Raw genomic sequence first — 19,761 nt, forward strand, 5'->3', positions numbered from 1 at the left:
CTTCACACCAGGGAAGCAAGCACGCGCCGGGGGCGCAACCATCAGGACCTGCTTCCCAAGTGGAGGGAGGCTTACGTGCGGATCATCACTCGCGGACTCATGCTGGGACTACTCGCTGCCTGCTCGGGACAGGCGCGTGCCGACGGCAATGTCACATCAGAAATCCAGGCGCTGAAGGCCAAGCTGAAGGAGCTGCAGCAGAAGGTGGATTCGGAGGCGCGTAAGACGCGCCAGGTCGAAGCCGTGCAGGCCAAAGCCATGCCGATGCCGGGGACCTACAAGGCCCTCCCCGTCGAGGCATGCGCGGGCGGCAAGATCTGCTACAAGGGCATCACGCTGACATTCGGCGGCTGGGTCGATCTCACCGGTATCTACCGTTCGCGCAACATCGCGTCCGATACTGGCTCCGTTTACAATTTCATTCCGTATCAGCAGGCGCACAATTTCTACGTTCCGGAGTCGCGCTTTTCCGCGCGCCAGAGCAGGTTCTCGGTGCTCGCTGAAGGCAACGCCGATCCCGATACGCATCTCGCCGGCTACGGCGAAATCGACTTCGAGGGCGCGGCGCAGACAGCGAGCTCGGTTGCCACCAACTCCTTCAACCCGCGGATGCGGCAACTCAGCCTCGAGCTCGACCGAACCGATCTCGGCCTGCACTTCCTCGCCGGACAATCCTGGTCGCTCAACGCGCCGGTCAAATCGGGTATCGATCCCCGTGGCGTCGACGCGCCCGGCGTGATCGACTTCGAATCCGTTCCGGGATTTTTGGCGGCTCGGCAGCCGGGTCTTCGCGTCTGGAAGGACATCGGGCCCGAGTTCAAGCTTGCGGCGTCGATCGAAAATCCACAGACCGCGTTCTTTGGCGGCAACACGCCGACGGTCGGCACGCCTGCGGTCGGCCCGCAAGGCGTGCTCAACCCGACCCTCCAGGTCAATCTGACCGGGCCGGGCGGCAGCTTCTTCAATAACCTCAACAATGTCAGCTTGAATCAGGTGCCCGACGTCACGATGAAGGCGGCGTGGGATCCGCGGCTCGGGCCCTACAAGCTGCATGTCGAAGCCTGGGCGCTCTATCGCCAGCTGTTCGATCGCTTCAACGGCGCCAACCACAGCTATGACACCGGCAGCTTCGGCGGCCACGTGTTTGCCGAGCTGATTCCGAAGACCCTCGACCTCCAGCTCTACGGCGCGCACGGCGTGCTCGGCCGCTTCACGGCGACGCCATTCCCCGATGCCGCAGTGGCGCAGGATGGCACGGTGCTGCCGCTGACGATCACGGCGGCCGCGGTCGGCCTGATCTGGCACGCAACACCAAGCCTGGATGTCTACAGCTATGCGGGCCTGGAAAAGGCCAAGGCCAATTTCGCCAATGTGGGAACGGTGCCGTTCGGCTACGGCAATCCGCTCTACAACAACACCGGCTGCTTTACCGAGAACACGCCGGCCGCGACCTGTAACGGCAACACCAAGGAAGTCCGGCAGATCACCGCCGGCATCTACGACACAATCTACCAGGGCAAATACGGCACGCTCAAAGCCGGCGTGCAGTATTCCTACACGCAACGCTTCGCCTTCGCCGGTGTCGGCGGTGCGCCCAAGACCGACGACAACATCGTCATGACGCAGATCCGGTACTATCCGTTCTGATCTACAGTGAGTGGCTATTGTCCGACAGTCTTCTGATTCTTCGGCTCGCGCGCGTCGTCGCCCGGCTTGGCCTGGCGATGACGGGCGCGGTCGGCGCCACCTTCGTCGCCGCGTTGCTGATGCGGGCCGAGCTGCCCTGGTTCGACACCGTCGAATTCACATTTCTTCTGATCGTGCTCGGAATGATCGGCGCCTATCTCGGGATCGACATCCCGCGCTGGCCGCAGCTTCAGGCCCGGCCTGCGCATCGATCCGCGTTGATCGGTCTTGCCAGCGCGACCGGCACGTTCCTCGCTGCCGGAGCAGGCCTGCTCGCGCTCTATGCTTTCGTGTTCGACGAGACGTCCGATCCCGCCGGCAATCTCCTGTTTGGCGCGACCTGGATGCTGGGCGTGAGCCTGCAGATCGGCGCCGGTCTCGCCGGTCGCTGCCGCATCTCCACAATCGAGGATCGTTGTTAGCCCGGTTTCTTGTCGAGCTGCCCGTGCTGGCGACCGAAATCCGGGGCGGCCGAATCCTGGCCGATCTCGACGATGCCGCGCCGGATCGCGCGGGTGCGGGTGAAGTGCTCGAACAGCGCCTCGCCGTCGCCGCGGCGGATGGCGCGGGTGAGCTTGGCCAGATCCTCGGTGAAGGTGCCGAGCATCTCCAGCACCGCCTCCTTGTTGGCGAGGAACACGTCGCGCCACATCGTCGGGTCGGATGCGGCGATGCGGGTGAAATCGCGAAAGCCGCCGGCCGAGAACTTGATCACCTCGGACTCCGTCACCTGCGCCAGCTCGTCGGCGGTGCCGACGATGGTGTAGGCGATCAGATGCGGCAGATGGCTGGTGATCGCGAGCACGAGATCATGATGATCCGGCGTCATCACCTCGACCTTGGCGCCCATCCCCGCCCAGAACGCGCGCAGGCGATCGGTGGCCGACGGATCGACGCCCTCCGGCGGCGTGAGGATGCACCAGCGGTTGATGAAGAGCTCGGCGAAGCCCGAATCAGGCCCCGAATGCTCAGTGCCCGCCACGGGATGCGCCGGCACGAAATGAACGGTCTTCGGCAGATGCGGCGCCATGTCCCTGACCACCGCGCCCTTCACCGAGCCGACGTCGGAGATAACAGCGCCGGGCTTGAGATGATCAGCGATCTCCCGCGCCACCTCCCCGCAGGCGCCAACGGGAATGCAGAGGATGACGAGATCGGCATCCTTCACCGCTTCCGCATTGGTCGCGACGACCTGATCGACGATGCCGAGCTCCATCACCCGCGCGCGCGTCTTCTCCGAGCGCGCGGTGGTGACGATCTCGGAGGCGAGGCCCTGGAGCTTCGCAGCGCGCGCGATCGAGCCGCCGATCAGGCCGAAGCCGATCAGCGCGACGCGCTGGAAGTGTGGATCAACGCTCATTTGCTGGCCATGAAGTCGCGCAAGGCCTCGACGACGAGGCGGTTGGCCTCTTCGGTGCCGATGGTCATGCGCAGCGAATGCGGCAGGCCGTAATTCTTCAGCGCGCGCAGCACGAGGCCGCGCTTGGTGAGGTAGGCGTCGGCTGCGTCCGCGGTCTTGCCCTCGGTCGGGAAGTGGATCAGCACGAAATTGGCGACGCTCGGCGTGACCTTGAGCCCGAGCTTGCCGATCTCCTCGGTCAGCCAGTTGCGCCAGGTCTCGGTGAACTGCTTCGACATCGCCTGGTGCGCGGTGTCCTCGATCGCGGCGACCGCGGCGTACATCGCCGGCGTCGATACGTTGAACGGGCCGCGGATGCGGTTGACGGCGTCGACGACGTGCTCGGGGCCGAACATCCAGCCGATGCGCAGCGCGGCAAGGCCGTGGATCTTGGAGAAGGTATGCGTCACCACCGTGTTCTCGGTGGTGGCGACCAGCTCGATCCCCATTTCATAGTCGTTACGCGAAACGTAGTCGCAATAGGCGGCGTCCAGCACTAGCAGCACATGCGAGGGCAGGCCGGCGCGCAGCCGCTTGACCTCGTCGAACGGCACATAGGTGCCGGTCGGATTGTTGGGGTTGGCGAGCCAGACCAGCTTCGTCTTCGGTGTCACCGCCTTCAGGATGGCGTCGACGTCGCAGGTGAGGTTGGTCTCCTGCGCGACGACGTTCTTCGCGCCGACCGCCATGGTGGCGATCGGGTAGACCAGGAAGCCGTGGGTGGTCGAGATCGCCTCGTCGCCCTGACCGAGATAGGTGTGGGCGAGCAAATTGAGGATCTCGTCCGAACCGGCGCCGCAGATGATGCGATTGGGATCGAGACCGAAGCTGCGGCCGATCGCTTCGCGCAGCACGCGCGAGGTGCCTTCCGGATAGTCTTCCAGATGATCCGCCACGCGCTTGAACGCTTCGATCGCCTTCGGCGAGGGCCCGAACGGGGTCTCGTTGGCCGAGAGTTTGAACACCTTGCGGCCCGGCTCCGCCACCGGGCTCTTGCCGGGCGTGTAGGGCGCAATATCGAGAATGCCGGGATTCGGCACGGGGCGCGACATCTTCAACTCCGAAAGTGGCTGGGCGCGTGACTTACGATTTCGGCCCGGTCGGGGCCACCGTATAGCGCGTTGCGTGGCTGCCGACGAGGGCCGTGGAGCGCACCGAGGCCCCCGCCTCGATCAGGGCAGCCTTGATTTTGTCGATGCTGGTCGTGCCGGTGACTGAGACCAGCAGCGCCGCGCCGTCGAAGGCGGTATCGGGCACCGCCACGATCTCGGCGAGCGGCGACAGCGCGCGCGCGACCTCGGCGTTCCAGCCCGAGACGCGCACGCTGAAGGTCTCGACCTCCGTCACCAGGGCACTGTCGGCGACGCGCGAGATCGCGAACACCGGCAGTGCGGCCGGATGGTCGGCGCGCTCGACGAAGGGCAGCCGCGCGATGATTTTTGGCGCGCCGTCCGCTTCAAGCTCGAGCCACCACGGCGTGCGGCTCGAGGTCGCCGAGACCAGCGCCAGATCGCCCTTGGATTTCGCCACCGCCTCGACCGCGGCCTGCGCGCTGAAATGCGCGATGTAGGGCACGGTGAAGCCGAAATGGAATCGCGCGGAATCGCGCATCGCCGGCTCGCTCACCGAGATGTCGGCATGCACCGAGAACGGCGCCTGCACGTAAGTGAACGTGGAGATGATGACGCGCCAGATGCTCTCGACCGTGTCGAGCGGCAGGATGCCGCGATGGCGCTGCACGAGGTCGCGCATCATGGCGGCCTCGCGCGCCGGGCGGAACGCCGAGCCGACCTCCTGCGTCTGCTTCACCTGGATCAGGCGGTCGATGATGTCGCCGCGCTGCATCAACAGGCGATGCATGCCCTCGTCGATCGCGTCGATCTCCTTGCGCAATTCCTGGAGCGATGGTGGCGCGGGCGGACGTTGGGACATATCTGACTGGGACTGTTGAGAGGCGTTCCAATACGGACCGGCCAAGCCAATTGGTAAGTTCGGGCCCGTTGCGGTCGATGTCCTGATTAGGCAGTCGGGGCTGCGAAAGCAAAGAGAAATCACGGCCTTTTCAGCGGGCGTAACCGAGAGGAATTTGGTTAATCCGGACCGCGACTTGACGAAAACCGCCCAAGCCAGTAGGTTTTGCCGGTTCCGTGGTCATTTGAGCCGGCCGGCTTGCAGCCACGTTAAAAAACTCGCTAAACAGGCCGGGGACGCTTCCGATCCCGGCCGAACCTATCGTTCAGGCTGGGTTTTTCATGGCCTGATGTCAGCGGCGCTCTAGCGGCAGTCGCAAACGAGGTCGATGATGGTTGGCGTCAAGTCTGTGCCGAGTCCCGCGATCAGTGCCCCCGCGATCAGTGCCGACGACCGCTCGCATGAGGTCGATCATCCGAGCTCGCAGGTCGCGAAGTTCGGCGCGGACCAGCCGCTGCGGCTCGATTGCGGCGTCGATCTTTCCCCGTTCCAGATCGCCTACCAGACCTATGGCGAGCTCAATCCAGATCGCTCCAACGCCGTTCTGATCTGCCATGCGCTGACCGGCGATCAGCACGTCGCCAATGTGCATCCGGTCACCGGCAAGCCCGGCTGGTGGGAGACGCTGGTCGGCCCGGGCCGCCCGATTGATCCCAAGCATTACTTCATCATCTGCTCCAACGTGATCGGCGGCTGCATGGGCTCGACCGGGCCGGCCTCGATCAATCCCGCGACCGGCAAGGTGTGGGGTCTCGATTTCCCTGTCATCACCATTCCCGACATGGTGCGCGCGCAGGCGATGCTGATCGACCGGCTCGGCATCGACACGCTGTTCGCGGTGGTCGGCGGCTCGATGGGCGGCATGCAGGTGCTGCAATGGACCGCGGCCTATCCTGCCCGCGTGTTCTCTGCGCTCGCCATCGCATGTTCGACGCGGCACTCGGCGCAGAACATCGCCTTCCACGAACTCGGCCGTCAGGCCGTGATGGCCGATCCCGACTGGCACAATGGCGGCTATGCCGATCACGGCATTCATCCGCATCGCGGCCTCGCGGTCGCTCGCATGGCCGCGCACATCACTTATCTGTCGGACGCGGCGCTGCACCGCAAATTCGGCCGGCGCATGCAGGACCGCGAGCTGCCGACCTTCTCGTTCGACGCCGACTTCCAGGTCGAATCCTATCTGCGTTACCAGGGATCCTCCTTCGTCGAGCGCTTCGACGCCAACTCCTATCTCTATCTGACCCGCGCGATGGATTATTTCGACATCGCCGCCGACCATGGCGGGGTGCTGGCGAAAGCGTTTGCGGGCATCCAGACCCGCTTCTGCGTGGTCTCCTTCACCAGCGACTGGCTGTTCCCGACCTCGGAATCGCGCGCGCTGGTGCACGCGCTGAATGCGTCGAGCGCACGGGTGTCGTTCGCCGAGATCGAGACCGATCGCGGCCACGACGCCTTCCTGCTCGACGTGCCCGAATTCTTCGACATCTCCCGCGCCTTCCTGCAATCGGCCGGCAAGGCCCGCGGGCTTACCGGCAAGAACAATCAATAGGGACGGCTGGCGATGTCTGTACAGGAAGTGCTGCCGCTAAACGGTTTCACTGCGGAGCAATCCGCTCATTTCCGCGCCGACCATCTGCTGGTCGCCGAGATGGTCAAGCCCGGATCGAAGGTCCTCGACGTCGGCTGCGGCGACGGCGACCTGTTGCAGCTGCTGGAGACGCGCGGCATCGACGGCCGCGGCATCGAGCTGTCGCGCGAGGGCGTCAACCGCTGCGTCGCCAAGGGCCTTGCGGTGGTGCAGGGCGATGCCGACACCGACCTCGTCAACTATCCCGACGACGCCTTCGACTACGTGATCCTGTCGCAGACGCTGCAAGCGACGCGGCAGCCGCGCGTGGTGCTGGAGAACTTGCTGCGCATCGGCCGCCGCGCCATCGTCTCGTTCCCGAATTTCGGCTTCTGGAAGATGCGGCTCCAGCTCCTGATCGGCGGCCACATGCCGCGCACCGAGAATTTGCCGGCGACCTGGTACGACACCGCCAACATCCATTTCTGCACCATTAAGGATTTCGTCGAGCTCTGCGACGCAATCGGCGTCAAGATGGAGCGCGCCGAGGCGCTCGATCTCTACGGCCGCCCGCTGCGGCTGCGATTGCCGTGGTGGGTGTGGAACATGTTCGGCGAGCAGGGCGTGTTTCTGCTGAGCCGGGGTGGAAGGAAGTAGGCCGCGCCGTCATTGCGAGCGCATCGATGCGCTCTGCTGTCATCGCCCGGCTTGACCGCGATCCAGTATTCCAGAGGCGGCGTCGTGATACGGAGAAGCCGCGGCGTACTGGATTCCCCGCCTTCGCAGGGAATGACGGGGAGTGTGTGGCGAGAGCTCAGACTACCCCGCCGCCAGCGATCTCGGATCGCGCACCGGCCATCGCCCCGCTTCCACAAGCGTGACGAACCGCTCCACGCTCGCGTTGAACAGCGCGGGCTCTTCGAGGTTGAGCACATGGCCAGACTTCGGAAACATCGCGAGTCCCGCGGCGGGCAGATGCTTCTTCAAGAACAGGCTCGCACCGATGCACGGATCGTCCTCGTCGCCGCAGATGATCAGCGCCGGACTCGCCACCGCTCTGATCGCATCCGCCATGGTGTAGATCGAGGGGCGGCCGCCCTGGAAGCCGCGCATCGTGCGGGCCGATCCCTTTGCATCGTGGCGCGCCAGCGCGGCGTAGAAATCGGCGTGGCCGCGCGGATCCTTCACCAGGAAGGGAATCCGGCTCGGCGCCTCGCGCGTGACTTTTGCGACCTCGGCCGCGCCTGACGTCTCGAACTGCTCGGCATTGGCCCGGCACTGCTTGCGCCAGGCGTCGAGATTCTCGAGCTCCGAGCCGGAGCCGACGCCGGCCAGCGTCATCGACAGCGCGCGCTGCGGCGCATTGAGTCCGATCTGGAGCGATGAGTATGCGCCCATCGATAAGCCGACGAGATGCGCGCGCTCGATTCCGAGATGATCGAGCACGGCGAGCGCGTCGGTGTAGAAATGCTTGTAGGTGTAGACCTCGCCATCGGGCACGTCGGACGGCGTGTAGCCGCGCGCCGAATAGGTGATGCAGCGATGGCCGCGCGAGAAGTAGCGCATCTGCGGCTCCCAATTGCTGTAGTCGGCCGCGAACTCGTGCAGAAAAAGTATCGGCGTTCCCTGACCCGCTTGTTCGAAATAGATGCGGACGTCATCGCTGGTCGTGGCGTGGGGCATTAACTGTTTCCCTCTCTTCAAGCCGTGCGCAGAGGATCGCAGTTAATGTTGTTGTCCGCAATGCGGCAGCCTCGAGCCAGCACCGACGCAAGATCATCGCAGCTATTCGCCGGCGTGGCGTCTTTTTCTCGCCACATCGGGCGGCTTAACGGCCAGACATGCCTCGGCCACCGCACGGGCCGACTGGGAAGTGGGGGTGTCAACGAAGGATGAAGAATGTTCGAGTTGTTTGCGTCTCGCCTGTCGCGTTGTGTTCTCGCGCTGGCGCTTTTCTTCGCGGCGGTCGCCGCGTTCTCGTCTCCGGCCTCGGCACGGCCTCATCATCGTCATAGCGCAGAGCGGCACGCTGACGTGCACCACACCAGACATCATCATGACCGGCACCATGCACGCAGCTCGCGCTTCGAGCGCAGCGCGGCACAGTTGCAAGCGAGCGGTTTCGGCAACACCTTTGCCAGCTATGACCCGAATGCCAATAGCGGCGGCACGACCGTGAGCAGCGATGGCGGAATGGCCATGAGCGGTAGTGGTGGAAGGATCATGAGCGGCAGCGGCGGAATGGCCATGAGCGGCGGCGAAGGCATGGCGACGAGCGGTGGTGGCTTTGGCGGCGGATCGGGCCTCGTCTCGGAGGCGCGCCGCTATGTCGGTGGCAATCCGACCGGGCGCGGCAGCCTTTGGTGTGCGCGTTTCATGAACATGGTACTTGAGAAAACCGGTCACCACGGCACCGGATCGGACATGGCGAGCTCGTTCGCGCGCTACGGCACGCGTGTCTCCGGTCCGCAGGTCGGCGCCATCGCGGTGATGTCGCGCGGCGGCCGGGGCGGTCATGTCGGCATCATCACCGGCATCGACGCGCGGGGCAATCCGATCATGATCTCCGGCAACAACGGCAACCGCGTCCGCGAGGCGCCGGTCTCGCGCGGCCGGATCTATGCGTATGTGATGCCGAATTGACGGAGTGACAGTGCCGTAGTGCCATAGGGTGGGCAAAGCGAAGCGTGCCCACCGTTTCCGTCCGGTTTGGTAAGATGGTGGGCACGGCGCAAGAGCGCCTTTGCTCACCCTACAGCAGCGGTGCTAGCTCACACCAATCTCGGCTCTTCCACCGCGATCGCATCGCCGACACCGATCTCGCCGTCGGTGATGACCTCGGCATAGATGCCGCAATCCATGTGGCCGAGATTACGCGAGAGCGCCGGCGGGATCTCGAGGTCGCGCTTGGCCGTCACCGGGTCGACGTTGGTGGCAGGGCAGCGCTTGATGCGCTTGACGATCTTCAACCGTGCCTGTCCGATCGCGAGCGTCTGGTCGACGAGGTCGAGCTCGGACCAGGCCGGCCAACCTTGGACATAGAGATTGGCGCGGAAGCGTAGTGGGTGGACCGTGGCGCCGAGCATACGTTCGATGGCGCGGACGCTCCCGAGATTGATGATCGAGACCACCTTGCGGGCGACGTCGGAGAAGCTGTGGTCGCGGCCGGACAGCAGCTTCGGTGGCCCCTTCAGTTCCGGCTGAAAATTCTCGGTGAAATAGCGTTCGACGGCCGCGCGCCCGGCGGCGGTCTCGAGGTCGCCACTGGCGACGACCTGGCCGTCCCTGCGGATAGTCAAGACGTTGGTGGCGTCATCGAAGCGGCTGTCGAGCTCGGCCAGCCGCTCATTCCGGGCGAGCATCAGGAACTGGATCTTCGGCTTCCACTCGGGCTGCTCGGGATCGAACCCGCTCGGGCCGTTCTCGATGGCGTAGCGGCGGTCGGCGGGCAGGGTCTGGCCGATCCGCAAGGAGACGCGCGGCAGGGACTCCGGCGTCAGGCCCTTGATCGGATAGCGGAAGAGACCGGTGATCTCGGCAGTCTGGCTGGCTGTCATTGCACTAAGGGTCATGCCGCTACTTAAGGGATTCGGCCGTGCTCCGCCAACGGGCGGATCGGCGCACGAAATTGTGAACGCGCCTCTTTCGATCCAGCGGCAGGCTTCCCACATCTGGGTCAGGCCGGCGCCAGCGCCGGCTGCTAACGACCGCTGTCGGTTGAGGAACGTCAACGCGGCCAGCGGAAACCCAATGAAGATGCCGTTGGAGTGCCTGAGAGGGCTCCGAGGGCAGGCCGAGGGACAGAAAAGACATGAATATCGAGAAGTATACCGAACGCTCCAGGGGCTTCATCCAGTCGGCGCAGTCGCTCGCGATGCGCGAGGGGCACCAGCAGTTTTCCACCCTGCACGTGCTGAAAGTCCTCTTGGACGACAATGAGGGGCTCGCTGCCGGTCTGGTCGACCGCGCCGGCGGCAATTCCCGTGCAATTCTGAAGGCGACCGAGGAGGCCCTGGGCAAGGTGCCGAAGGTCAGTGGCGGCGGCGCCGGGCAGATCTATCTCGCGCCCGATCTCGCCCGCACCTTCGACGCCGCCGAAAAGGCCGGCGAGAAGGCCGGCGACAGCTTCGTCACCGTCGAGCGGCTGCTGCTAGGCCTGACGCTCGAGAAGACCAGCGAGGCAGGCAGCATCCTCGCCAAGGGCGGCGTCACCCCGCAAAATCTCAACGCGGCGATCGAAGCGCTGCGCAAGGGCCGCACCGCGGACTCTGCGACGGCCGAGAACGCCTATGACGCACTGAAGAAATATGCCCGCGACCTGACCCAGGCGGCGCGCGACGGCAAGCTCGATCCGGTCATCGGCCGCGACGAGGAGATCCGCCGCACGATCCAGGTGCTGTCGCGCCGGACCAAGAACAATCCCGTCCTGATCGGCGAGCCCGGGGTGGGCAAGACCGCCATCGCCGAAGGCCTTGCGCGGCGCATCGTCAATGGCGACGTGCCGGAGAGCCTGAAGGACAAGAGGCTGCTGTCGCTCGACCTCGGCGCCCTGATCGCCGGTGCAAAGTACCGCGGCGAATTCGAGGAGCGGCTGAAGGCCGTCCTCCAGGAAGTGACCGGGAGCGAGGGGAATTTCATCCTGTTCATCGACGAGATGCACACGCTGATCGGCGCCGGCAAAGGCGACGGCGCGATGGACGCTTCCAACCTGCTCAAGCCCGCGCTCGCCCGCGGCGAGTTGCACTGCATCGGCGCGACCACGCTCGACGAATATCAGAAGCACGTCGAGAAGGACGCCGCGCTGGCGCGGCGCTTCCAGCCAATCTTCGTCAGCGAGCCCTCGGTCGAGGACACCATCTCGATCCTACGCGGGCTCAAGGACAAGTACGAGCAGCACCATGGCGTGCGGATCACCGATTCCGCGCTGGTGGCGTCCGCGATGCTGTCCAACCGCTACATCACCGACCGCTTCCTGCCCGACAAGGCGATCGACCTGATGGACGAAGCCGCGGCACGGCTGAAGATGCAGGTTGATTCCAAGCCGGAAGAGCTGGATTCGCTGGATCGCGAGATCATCCGGCTCAAGATCGAGCAGGAGGCGCTGAAGAAGGAAAACGATCCCGGCTCGAAGAGCCGGCTCCAGACCCTGGAGAAGGACCTTGCCGAGCTCGAGGAAAAATCGGCGGCGCTGACGGCGCGCTGGAGCGCGGAGAAGAGCAAGCTCTCCGATGCCCAGAAGCTGAAGGCCGAGCTCGACGGCTTGCGTGTCGAGCTGGCCAATGCCCAGCGGCGCGGCGAATTCCAGAAGGCTGGCGAGCTGGCCTATGGCCGGATTCCCGAGCTGGAGAAGAAGCTCGCGGATATCGAGGCCAAGGAGAACGCCGGCGAGATGATGGAAGAGGCGGTCACCGCCAACCACATCGCGCAGGTGGTCTCGCGCTGGACCGGCGTGCCCGTCGACAAGATGCTGGAGGGCGAGAAGGAGAAGCTGCTCAAGATGGAGGAGCAGCTCGGCAAGCGTGTCGTCGGCCAGGCCGAGGCAGTGCGTGCGGTCGCAACCGCCGTGCGCCGTTCGCGCGCGGGCTTGCAGGATCCAAACCGGCCGACCGGCTCGTTTATGTTCTTAGGCCCGACCGGCGTCGGCAAGACCGAGCTGACCAAGGCGCTCGCGGAATATCTCTTCAACGACGAGACCGCGATGGTCCGCCTCGACATGTCCGAATACATGGAGAAGCATTCGGTCTCGCGGCTGATCGGCGCGCCTCCAGGCTATGTCGGCTATGACGAGGGCGGCGCGCTCACCGAAGCGGTGCGGCGCCGGCCTTATCAGGTCGTGCTGTTCGACGAGATCGAGAAGGCGCATCCTGATGTCTTCAACGTCCTGTTGCAGGTGCTCGACGACGGCCGGCTGACCGATGGCCAGGGCCGTACCGTCGATTTCCGCAACACGCTGATCATCATGACCTCGAATCTCGGTTCGGAGTTTCTGGTGAATCAACCCGAGGGCGAAGACACTTCGGCCGTGCGCGAGCAGGTGATGGGAATGGTGCGGGCGCATTTCCGCCCCGAATTCCTCAACCGCGTCGACGAGATCATCCTGTTCCACCGCTTGCAGCGGAGCGAGATGGGCCGCATCGTCGAGATCCAGTTCGCGCGGCTGCAGAAGCTCCTCACCGATCGCAAGATCGTGCTGACGCTCGATGCCGCTGGCCGCGACTGGCTCGCCGCCAAGGGCTGGGATCCCGCCTATGGCGCACGGCCGCTGAAGCGGGTGATCCAGCGCTACCTCCAGGATCCGCTCGCGGAGATGATCCTCGCCGGCGACGTCAAGGACGGGGATACCGTTGCGATCTCGTCGGAAGGCAATGTGCTGACCTTCAACGGCAAGGCGCCGCAGACCGCGGAGATTGCCCAGTTCGAGGCGCCGGTACCGAAGCGCAAGCTGAACTGAGGCGGCGCTCGCGGCAAACGAAAACCGCCCCGGAGAGGTTGTCCTCTCCGGGGCGAACTGTCTCCAGGCCGCTAGCTGGGTGTCGACATGGAGCCGGGGCCGGCCGGACCTTCCTCGTCGCCGTCCTCTTCGAGCTCCGACAGGATGTCCACGAGCTCGCGCACCCGGCCCTGCGCAAGTGGCCGCAAATCGTTGATCAGGGGCTCGTCGTTGGCGAGCCAGGCCTGTGCTTCGGCGAGTTCCTCGACGGTCGCGCCGGTTCCAATGATTTGTGCAATCGTGACGTCGTCGGCTCGGTCCACGGCCTTGACCACATCATCGCGTGATAGGCGCGTCATGGGGCGATCCTCCTGCTGGTCGGCTTTCCCATCGGCGTCTAACCGGGAACCGGGTGCTCGGTTCCATCGCAGCAAGTCTCGCGTAGCGGCTGCTATTTCTTCGTGACCTTGTAGATCGCGTTCTCTATGTCCGAGCTGAAGTAGATGACGCCGGAGGCGCCGATGGCCACGCCCGTCGGAATGTGGGTCGGCAGGCCGCCCGGCGCGCCGACCAGGCCGATCGGAAGATTGGCCGCGATCTCGGTGACCTTGCCGCTCTCTGGCGCGATCTCGATCAGCCGCTTGGCACCCACTTCTGCCACGATCAACTGGCCGTCGCGGCCCCTTGCGATGCCTTCAGGCATTTTCAGATCCTTGGCGACCACGGTTTTCTCGCCGTTACTGTCGATTCTGGAGACGACGCCTGCAAAGGCCTCGGTCACATAGACCTCGCCATTCGATCCGCCGACGAGCCCGATCGGTCCTTCGAGACCGCCGATCAGCGTGGTGCGATCCTTGCCGTGCTCGCCGCTGACGCGCACCAGCGATTTGGTGCCGAGCTCGGCCACCAGGATGCTGCCGTCCTCGAGCACGATCGCGTCGTGCGGCGCCTTGAAGCCGTGCAGCATGTCGCGTGTTGCGCCGGTCTTGCCATCGATCACCTGCACAGTGCCGGTGAACCAGCTCGACAGGATCACGTCGTTGCCCTTCGCGGTCGCGCTCATCGGATATTCCAGCGTGGTGCCGGCGGCGTGCATGCGCGCCTTCTCGGTGACCTCGCCGGTCGCACCGTCCACCGTGCGATAGGCGAACACGTCGGCGACGTGGATCGTGTCCCTGCCGTTCTCCGAGCTGACGCCGATGCCGCCGGGCAGCGCGAGCTTGCCGATGATGATTTGCTTCGCCTGGCCGGTCACTGGGTCGACCTGCTGGATGCCGTTGTCGGCCATGTTGGAGACGTAGATGCGGTCCTTGTCGTCGATCGCGAGATTGTCCAGCGACGGTTTCAGCTGCGCGACCATCTTCTTGGCGCCCGACTTGGGATCGACCCGGACGAGCTGGCCGAGCGCGGTATCGACCACCCAGAGGTTGCCCTTGGAATCGAAGTTCACCGCAGCCGGGACCTTGAAGCCATCGGCAACGACGGTCAGCTCGGCCGTGTCGACGTCGACCCTGGCGACCTGTCCCTTGAACCAGAGCGGTCCGTAGAGCTTGTCGTCGGGACCGAACTCGAAGCCGTTGAGGCCGCCCATCTTCTCCATGATCTGGCGGGGCGGTTTGACGCCTTCGACGTCGATCTCATAGAGCGTGTCCCCGAGGAAGACTGTGGTGGCGTAGAGCCTGCCGTCCTTGCGGAAGGCAAGCGAGTTGATGCCGGGGAGGCCGGACGCGAGCTTCTTGATCGGCCCGTCGCCCTTGCGCGCATAGAGATCGCCGGTCAAGAAACCGGTCCAGGCCATGGTGCCGTCGGGCGCGAACGCGATGTCGTCGGCCATTCCAACCGGCGCCGGAATTGCAACCTTGGCGGTACCGCCCGCGATATCGACCTCGTAGAGCGCCGCGCCGGCGACGCTGCCGGCAAACAGATGGCCGTCCCTGTCGATGCCGAGCCCGTGCACGCCGTGGAATGCCGAGCCGGGGACGAGTCGCGTGACCTCCCAGGTTTCGGCGGACACATGCGTGGTGGCGAAAATCGCGGCGATCAGGGCTGCGCAGGCGAGCCTGGCCTTCATGACGTGACCTCCCGTTTTTTGGAAAGTATTCGCCCGTCATGCGGCTTTGGCAAACGAAACTTGACGTTGTGACGCAATCAGGCGGCGTCCCGTCAAAGCGCTTCATTCGCTCGTGCTGAGGCGGATGTCCGGCCATTTCCCGGCCGGCTGCAACTACCGGTTAGTGACCTGCAACGGCCCGCCGGTTGCGTCCGACATGCGGGCGATGGCGCCGCCGCGACCGCTCATCATGCCGTCGAGCCGGTCGCGCTCCTTCTCGAAGCTTGCGAGCATCGGGCCCTCCAGCGAACGGCCGCGCGGCAGTTTCACGCGCAGCGGGTCGACGAAGCGGCCGTTGACCAGGATTTCGTAATGGACGTGCGGTCCGGTTGACGCGCCGGTCGAACCGACGAAGCCGATCACCTGGCCCTGCCGCACCTTCTTGCCGGGCTCCATGCCCTTGGCAAAGGCCGACAAGTGACCATAGCCGGTCTCGTAGCCGTTGTTGTGCTTGATCCGGACATACTTGCCGTAGCCGCCCTCGAGCTCGGCCTTCAAGATCACGCCGTTGCCGGCGGCGAAGATCGGCGTGCCATAGGCGGTGGCCCAGTCGACGCCGGTGTGCATCCTCACAAAGCCCAGGATCGGATGGCGGCGCCCGCCGAAGCCGGAGCGCATGATGGCGCTGTTGACGGGCTTGCGCACCAGGAACTTCTTCGCGCTCTTGCCGGTCTCGTCATAGTAGTCGACGACGCCGTCATCGGGGCTCTGGAAACGGTAGTATTTCTTGGTCTCGCCGCCGACCGTGAGCGAGGCGAACAGCACATCGTTCTTTTCGCTCGACGTCACGCCCTCGTCCTCGCCGGCGTAGAACACGTCGAAGGAATCGCCCGGCTGCACCTTGCGCTGGAAATCGACGTCATAGGAATAGATCTTGATCATGTCGTCGATGACAGGCATCGGCACCTTGTTGCGCATCGCAGTCTCGTAGATGCTCTGGTAGAGCCGCACGCCGGTGCCGTCATCATCGTCATCGTCGTCGCTGTTGGCGCTCGCCGTGGCCTCAGTGGCGGTGTTCATGCTCGAGACGTCGACCGCGACGTATTTGCCGAGATCGGACAGCGCCGCGATCGCCTCGACCATGGTGTCGTTGGCGACGACGACGCGGAACGGTTGCAGCCTTGCGCCGGGGCTTGCGGGCGCCATCAGGATGCGGAGCTTTTCGCCTTCCTTCAGGCCGCCGTCGCGGCCGCGAGGCCCAAGCGTTGCGGTGATCGCCTTGATCTCCTCGCTCGTTGCGCCGAGATCGCGCAGCACGCCAGCGACGCTGTCGCCCTTCTTGACCATGTGGACGCGTTCGCCGTTGGGATTGCCGCCGGTGATCTGCTCCTTGGTCTTGGGCAGCAGCGTGACGTTTTCCGGCACCACGCGCGTCTCGAAGCCGGCATAGGGATCGGACGGCGAGGTTTCGGTGGCATAAGCCATCTTGATGTCGGATCTGTTGATGTCAGACCTGCCGGTCGCGCCGGAGACGTCGGCGGTGGCATTGGCAAGCGAGGCGTAGCGCACCCCGCCATTGCCGCGCCAGTTGGCGGCATCGCGCACCCGCATCAGGATGTCGTCGAGCGCGACCACTGCGGAAATCTTGGCCTTCGGCAGCACCGGCGACAGGTCCTTGGTGACGAAGGACACCTCGGCATCGGGCTCGACGGCTTCCGGATTGTTCGGATCGTCCGATGCGGTCTTCGGATCGGAGCCGACATCGGTGAGCAGGCGCTGGGCGTTGAACGGCGGGATCTTCGCCGACAAATCGCTCGTCGTCATCGACAGATTGCCGGCGATCCGGACGAAGGGACGCACCCGCATCACGTCGCGGTTGCCGACGCGGGCCACCGTCGAGACGCGCACGATGTTGCGCGAGGCCGTGGATTCGTTCGGCGGCGGCAGGCGGTCGCTCTTGTGCAGCGTGGCGGCGCGATCAGCTGCGCCGAACGCACCGCGCAGCGCGCCTTCGACGCGCTCGGGCACCTTGGCGAAAGTCATCTCGCCGTCGAGCGAGGCGAAAACGGCGCCGCCGATCAGGGCCGCGCCGCACAGTCCGGTCAGAATTGTTCCGCTGAACCATTGCACCGAGACGCGACGGCGATCGATGACGGCGGCTTCAGAACCATCGACGGAAAGCGGCGGCTCGTGGCCGAGATCGATGATCCCGGTCTCACGCCCGTAAGCGCCGCGTGACGTCCTGTGGTTCAACCCAAGTCCCCCAATCAACGACCTAAAAGCCCGGTCTCGAACCTCTTCCCCGTCGCCCTCTTCGAGGCGCATCGCAGGAAAAGGGCAAGCCGCATAGGCGTCCGCGGTCAGAAGGCCCTGATGACGGGCCGGCCGAAATTACGAACAGCTAAGCGGAAAAAGGTCTCTCGATGTCTCTCGAACGTCGGAAGAAGGCCGCGTCATCTGCAAGTCGCCTTCCTCTGACCCTATGAAAACCGCCGGTAGCCCCCACTGGCGTTCCCGCGATTCAAGCTTGTCTCTTATCAGAACGCCGCGGGAATGTGGCTCAAGTACGGCGCCTAATATGGAAAAGTTTCCGGAACGGGCGGGCGGGAGGCCCGTCGGGCAGGGGTGGCAGCTCGGCCTGACCTGGGACGCCTGACCTGGGACGAAGTCCAGCCTGCCTCGCCGTGAGGCCCGCTCTACGGAGACGCAAGGGGGGCCGCCGGCCAAAGGGGAGGCCAGGCGGGAGGCGCTCTGAGGCCCCCCCAGAACGGCCTCAGGAGCCCGCCGGCGCGCAAACCTTTTTTGAGATTTTTTGCGGCTCGGGCTCCGCCGACTTGCCGACGCCCCGTCTAATCGCCTGGAATCGTTGAAATTTTTTCGGTGATCCACTGTGCGACGATTTGTTGACGATTGGCGTTGACAGCCCGGAAGGTGGGGCCTATAACCCCAACCACTGAGCGCGGCGCCGCCGGGTCACTGACCAAGGCGAGCGAACGCGCCACTGATGCTCCTCACCTTGTTGAGTGACACAACAGCCGACACCAGTCGGTTGGAGTTCATCCATCGTCGGTAAGGGTGTCGGAACCCTTCCTCCTAGGGAAGGTTGGGGCCTCCAAGGTCCCGGGCTGTTTGACAAGTGAAGATGAAGAAAGAGAAACGTGGACGGCGGAGTCCTTGCGGGTCTCGCTTCCGGAAAGCTTCGGCTTTTCTGATCGAGACCGGACGAAAGACTTCGGCGGTACACGTTTTAAAGGTTACACCATCGTTGCCAGCGATGTGAATCGCGGGCAGCTCATCGACTTCGGTCGATGAAAAATGGTGGGACCTCGTCAAACGTTGTGATCAGCCGGTTCAAAGTTCAAGTCCAACTTGAGAGTTTGATCCTGGCTCAGAGCGAACGCTGGCGGCAGGCTTAACACATGCAAGTCGAGCGGGCGTAGCAATACGTCAGCGGCAGACGGGTGAGTAACACGTGGGAACGTACCTTTTGGTTCGGAACAACACAGGGAAACTTGTGCTAATACCGGATAAGCCCTTACGGGGAAAGATTTATCGCCGAAAGATCGGCCCGCGTCTGATTAGCTAGTTGGTGAGGTAATGGCTCACCAAGGCGACGATCAGTAGCTGGTCTGAGAGGATGATCAGCCACATTGGGACTGAGACACGGCCCAAACTCCTACGGGAGGCAGCAGTGGGGAATATTGGACAATGGGGGCAACCCTGATCCAGCCATGCCGCGTGAGTGATGAAGGCCCTAGGGTTGTAAAGCTCTTTTGTGCGGGAAGATAATGACGGTACCGCAAGAATAAGCCCCGGCTAACTTCGTGCCAGCAGCCGCGGTAATACGAAGGGGGCTAGCGTTGCTCGGAATCACTGGGCGTAAAGGGTGCGTAGGCGGGTCTTTAAGTCAGGGGTGAAATCCTGGAGCTCAACTCCAGAACTGCCTTTGATACTGAAGGTCTTGAGTCCGGGAGAGGTGAGTGGAACTGCGAGTGTAGAGGTGAAATTCGTAGATATTCGCAAGAACACCAGTGGCGAAGGCGGCTCACTGGCCCGGTACTGACGCTGAGGCACGAAAGCGTGGGGAGCAAACAGGATTAGATACCCTGGTAGTCCACGCCGTAAACGATGAATGCCAGCCGTTAGTGGGTTTACTCACTAGTGGCGCAGCTAACGCTTTAAGCATTCCGCCTGGGGAGTACGGTCGCAAGATTAAAACTCAAAGGAATTGACGGGGGCCCGCACAAGCGGTGGAGCATGTGGTTTAATTCGACGCAACGCGCAGAACCTTACCAGCCCTTGACATGTCCAGGACCGGTCGCAGAGATGTGACCTTCTCTTCGGAGCCTGGAACACAGGTGCTGCATGGCTGTCGTCAGCTCGTGTCGTGAGATGTTGGGTTAAGTCCCGCAACGAGCGCAACCCCCGTCCTTAGTTGCTACCATTTAGTTGAGCACTCTAAGGAGACTGCCGGTGATAAGCCGCGAGGAAGGTGGGGATGACGTCAAGTCCTCATGGCCCTTACGGGCTGGGCTACACACGTGCTACAATGGCGGTGACAATGGGATGCTAAGGGGCGACCCTTCGCAAATCTCAAAAAGCCGTCTCAGTTCGGATTGGGCTCTGCAACTCGAGCCCATGAAGTTGGAATCGCT

General features: G+C 64.0%; 14 protein-coding genes, 1 rRNA gene and 1 riboswitch (1 of these 16 only partly in view). Of the genes, 7 read left to right on the forward strand and 8 right to left on the reverse strand.

The window, feature by feature from the left end:
* Positions 1-75: 75 nt before the first annotated feature.
* Positions 76-1,647 carry a hypothetical protein gene (locus JJB99_RS05455; protein WP_200497762.1) on the forward strand — a complete coding sequence of 524 codons (1,572 nt, stop codon included), beginning with the start codon at positions 76-78 and terminating at the stop codon, positions 1,645-1,647.
* Between the two features lie 17 nt (positions 1,648-1,664).
* The gene (locus JJB99_RS05460; protein WP_200497763.1) at positions 1,665-2,108 is read left to right on the forward strand and encodes a hypothetical protein; all 444 of its coding nucleotides are present in this window, start codon (positions 1,665-1,667) and stop codon (positions 2,106-2,108) included.
* Here the strand turns inward: JJB99_RS05460 and JJB99_RS05465 are convergent.
* The 3 genes from JJB99_RS05465 to JJB99_RS05475 are packed head-to-tail and all read right to left on the reverse strand — an operon-like array spanning position 2,105 to position 5,017.
* On the reverse strand, positions 2,105-3,046 hold the full coding sequence (locus JJB99_RS05465; protein WP_200497764.1) for a prephenate/arogenate dehydrogenase family protein: 942 nt from the start codon (positions 3,044-3,046) through the stop codon (positions 2,105-2,107). The two genes, JJB99_RS05460 and JJB99_RS05465, sit on opposite strands and share 4 nt — an antisense overlap.
* Positions 3,043-4,137 (reverse strand): histidinol-phosphate transaminase, encoded by a 1,095-nt coding sequence (gene hisC, locus JJB99_RS05470; protein WP_200497765.1) that lies wholly within the window; start codon positions 4,135-4,137, stop codon positions 3,043-3,045. The genes JJB99_RS05465 and hisC overlap by 4 nt, the downstream gene beginning before the upstream one ends.
* Positions 4,138-4,168: 31 nt before the next feature.
* Positions 4,169-5,017, reverse strand: coding sequence for a chorismate mutase (locus tag JJB99_RS05475; protein WP_200497766.1), 849 nt, complete (start codon positions 5,015-5,017; stop codon positions 4,169-4,171).
* A gap of 205 nt (positions 5,018-5,222) precedes the next feature.
* A riboswitch (SAM riboswitch) is annotated at positions 5,223-5,302 on the forward strand.
* 85 nt (positions 5,303-5,387) lie between these two features.
* On the opposite strand from JJB99_RS05475, the gene metX reads away from it, so the two are divergent.
* Together metX and metW are read left to right on the forward strand one after the other, a co-directional pair.
* Positions 5,388-6,608: a homoserine O-acetyltransferase MetX gene (gene metX, locus JJB99_RS05480; protein WP_200500055.1), complete on the forward strand. Its 1,221-nt coding sequence runs from the start codon at positions 5,388-5,390 to the stop codon at positions 6,606-6,608.
* A 12-nt stretch (positions 6,609-6,620) separates the two neighbouring features.
* Positions 6,621-7,283, forward strand: coding sequence for a methionine biosynthesis protein MetW (metW, locus tag JJB99_RS05485; RefSeq protein ID WP_200497767.1), 663 nt, complete (start codon positions 6,621-6,623; stop codon positions 7,281-7,283).
* Between the two features lie 162 nt (positions 7,284-7,445).
* Here metW and JJB99_RS05490 read toward each other — a convergent pair whose 3' ends face one another.
* On the reverse strand, positions 7,446-8,309 hold the full coding sequence (locus tag JJB99_RS05490; protein WP_200497768.1) for an alpha/beta fold hydrolase: 864 nt from the start codon (positions 8,307-8,309) through the stop codon (positions 7,446-7,448).
* A gap of 216 nt (positions 8,310-8,525) precedes the next feature.
* Here JJB99_RS05490 and JJB99_RS05495 point away from each other — a divergent pair, with 216 nt between their 5' ends.
* Positions 8,526-9,269, forward strand: a complete 744-nt coding sequence (locus JJB99_RS05495; protein WP_200497769.1) for a TIGR02594 family protein — start codon at positions 8,526-8,528, stop codon at positions 9,267-9,269.
* A gap of 128 nt (positions 9,270-9,397) precedes the next feature.
* Here JJB99_RS05495 and JJB99_RS05500 read toward each other — a convergent pair whose 3' ends face one another.
* Complete coding sequence (locus tag JJB99_RS05500; protein ID WP_200500056.1) at positions 9,398-10,183, reverse strand: MOSC domain-containing protein; 786 nt, start codon at positions 10,181-10,183, stop codon at positions 9,398-9,400.
* A 254-nt stretch (positions 10,184-10,437) separates the two neighbouring features.
* Here JJB99_RS05500 and clpB point away from each other — a divergent pair, with 254 nt between their 5' ends.
* Positions 10,438-13,077: an ATP-dependent chaperone ClpB gene (clpB, locus tag JJB99_RS05505; protein WP_200497770.1), complete on the forward strand. Its 2,640-nt coding sequence runs from the start codon at positions 10,438-10,440 to the stop codon at positions 13,075-13,077.
* Positions 13,078-13,148: 71 nt separating this feature from the next.
* Here clpB and JJB99_RS05510 read toward each other — a convergent pair whose 3' ends face one another.
* The 3 genes from JJB99_RS05510 to JJB99_RS05520 form a co-directional block, all read right to left on the reverse strand.
* The gene (locus tag JJB99_RS05510) at positions 13,149-13,415 is read right to left on the reverse strand and encodes a hypothetical protein (RefSeq protein WP_200497771.1); all 267 of its coding nucleotides are present in this window, start codon (positions 13,413-13,415) and stop codon (positions 13,149-13,151) included.
* A gap of 92 nt (positions 13,416-13,507) precedes the next feature.
* Positions 13,508-15,127 carry an SMP-30/gluconolactonase/LRE family protein gene (locus JJB99_RS05515; RefSeq protein WP_200497772.1) on the reverse strand — a complete coding sequence of 540 codons (1,620 nt, stop codon included), beginning with the start codon at positions 15,125-15,127 and terminating at the stop codon, positions 13,508-13,510.
* 153 nt (positions 15,128-15,280) lie between these two features.
* On the reverse strand, positions 15,281-17,359 hold the full coding sequence (locus JJB99_RS05520; protein WP_200497773.1) for a M23 family metallopeptidase: 2,079 nt from the start codon (positions 17,357-17,359) through the stop codon (positions 15,281-15,283).
* A 1,112-nt stretch (positions 17,360-18,471) separates the two neighbouring features.
* Between JJB99_RS05520 and JJB99_RS05525 the strand changes: the two genes are divergently transcribed.
* Positions 18,472-19,761: ribosomal RNA gene (locus JJB99_RS05525) — 16S ribosomal RNA — on the forward strand; it runs 199 nt beyond the window's last position.

The organism is Bradyrhizobium diazoefficiens (genome assembly GCF_016616235.1).
GTDB classification, from domain to species: Bacteria; Pseudomonadota; Alphaproteobacteria; order Rhizobiales; family Xanthobacteraceae; genus Bradyrhizobium; species Bradyrhizobium diazoefficiens_H.

Excerpts from the sequence above, each read along its gene's own strand:
- JJB99_RS05515 (WP_200497772.1), bottom strand. The coding sequence starts at position 15,127 with ATGAAGGCCAGGCTCGCCTGCGCAGCCCTGATCGCCGCGATTTTCGCC.
- clpB (WP_200497770.1), top strand. The coding sequence starts at position 10,438 with ATGAATATCGAGAAGTATACCGAACGCTCCAGGGGCTTCATCCAGTCG.
- JJB99_RS05475 (WP_200497766.1), bottom strand. The coding sequence starts at position 5,017 with ATGTCCCAACGTCCGCCCGCGCCACCATCGCTCCAGGAATTGCGCAAG.
- JJB99_RS05510 (WP_200497771.1), bottom strand. The coding sequence starts at position 13,415 with ATGACGCGCCTATCACGCGATGATGTGGTCAAGGCCGTGGACCGAGCC.
- JJB99_RS05490 (WP_200497768.1), bottom strand. The coding sequence starts at position 8,309 with ATGCCCCACGCCACGACCAGCGATGACGTCCGCATCTATTTCGAACAA.
- JJB99_RS05465 (WP_200497764.1), bottom strand. The coding sequence starts at position 3,046 with ATGAGCGTTGATCCACACTTCCAGCGCGTCGCGCTGATCGGCTTCGGC.
- metX (WP_200500055.1), top strand. The coding sequence starts at position 5,388 with ATGGTTGGCGTCAAGTCTGTGCCGAGTCCCGCGATCAGTGCCCCCGCG.
- metW (WP_200497767.1), top strand. The coding sequence starts at position 6,621 with ATGTCTGTACAGGAAGTGCTGCCGCTAAACGGTTTCACTGCGGAGCAA.
- hisC (WP_200497765.1), bottom strand. The coding sequence starts at position 4,137 with ATGTCGCGCCCCGTGCCGAATCCCGGCATTCTCGATATTGCGCCCTAC.
- JJB99_RS05500 (WP_200500056.1), bottom strand. The coding sequence starts at position 10,183 with ATGACAGCCAGCCAGACTGCCGAGATCACCGGTCTCTTCCGCTATCCG.
- JJB99_RS05495 (WP_200497769.1), top strand. The coding sequence starts at position 8,526 with ATGTTCGAGTTGTTTGCGTCTCGCCTGTCGCGTTGTGTTCTCGCGCTG.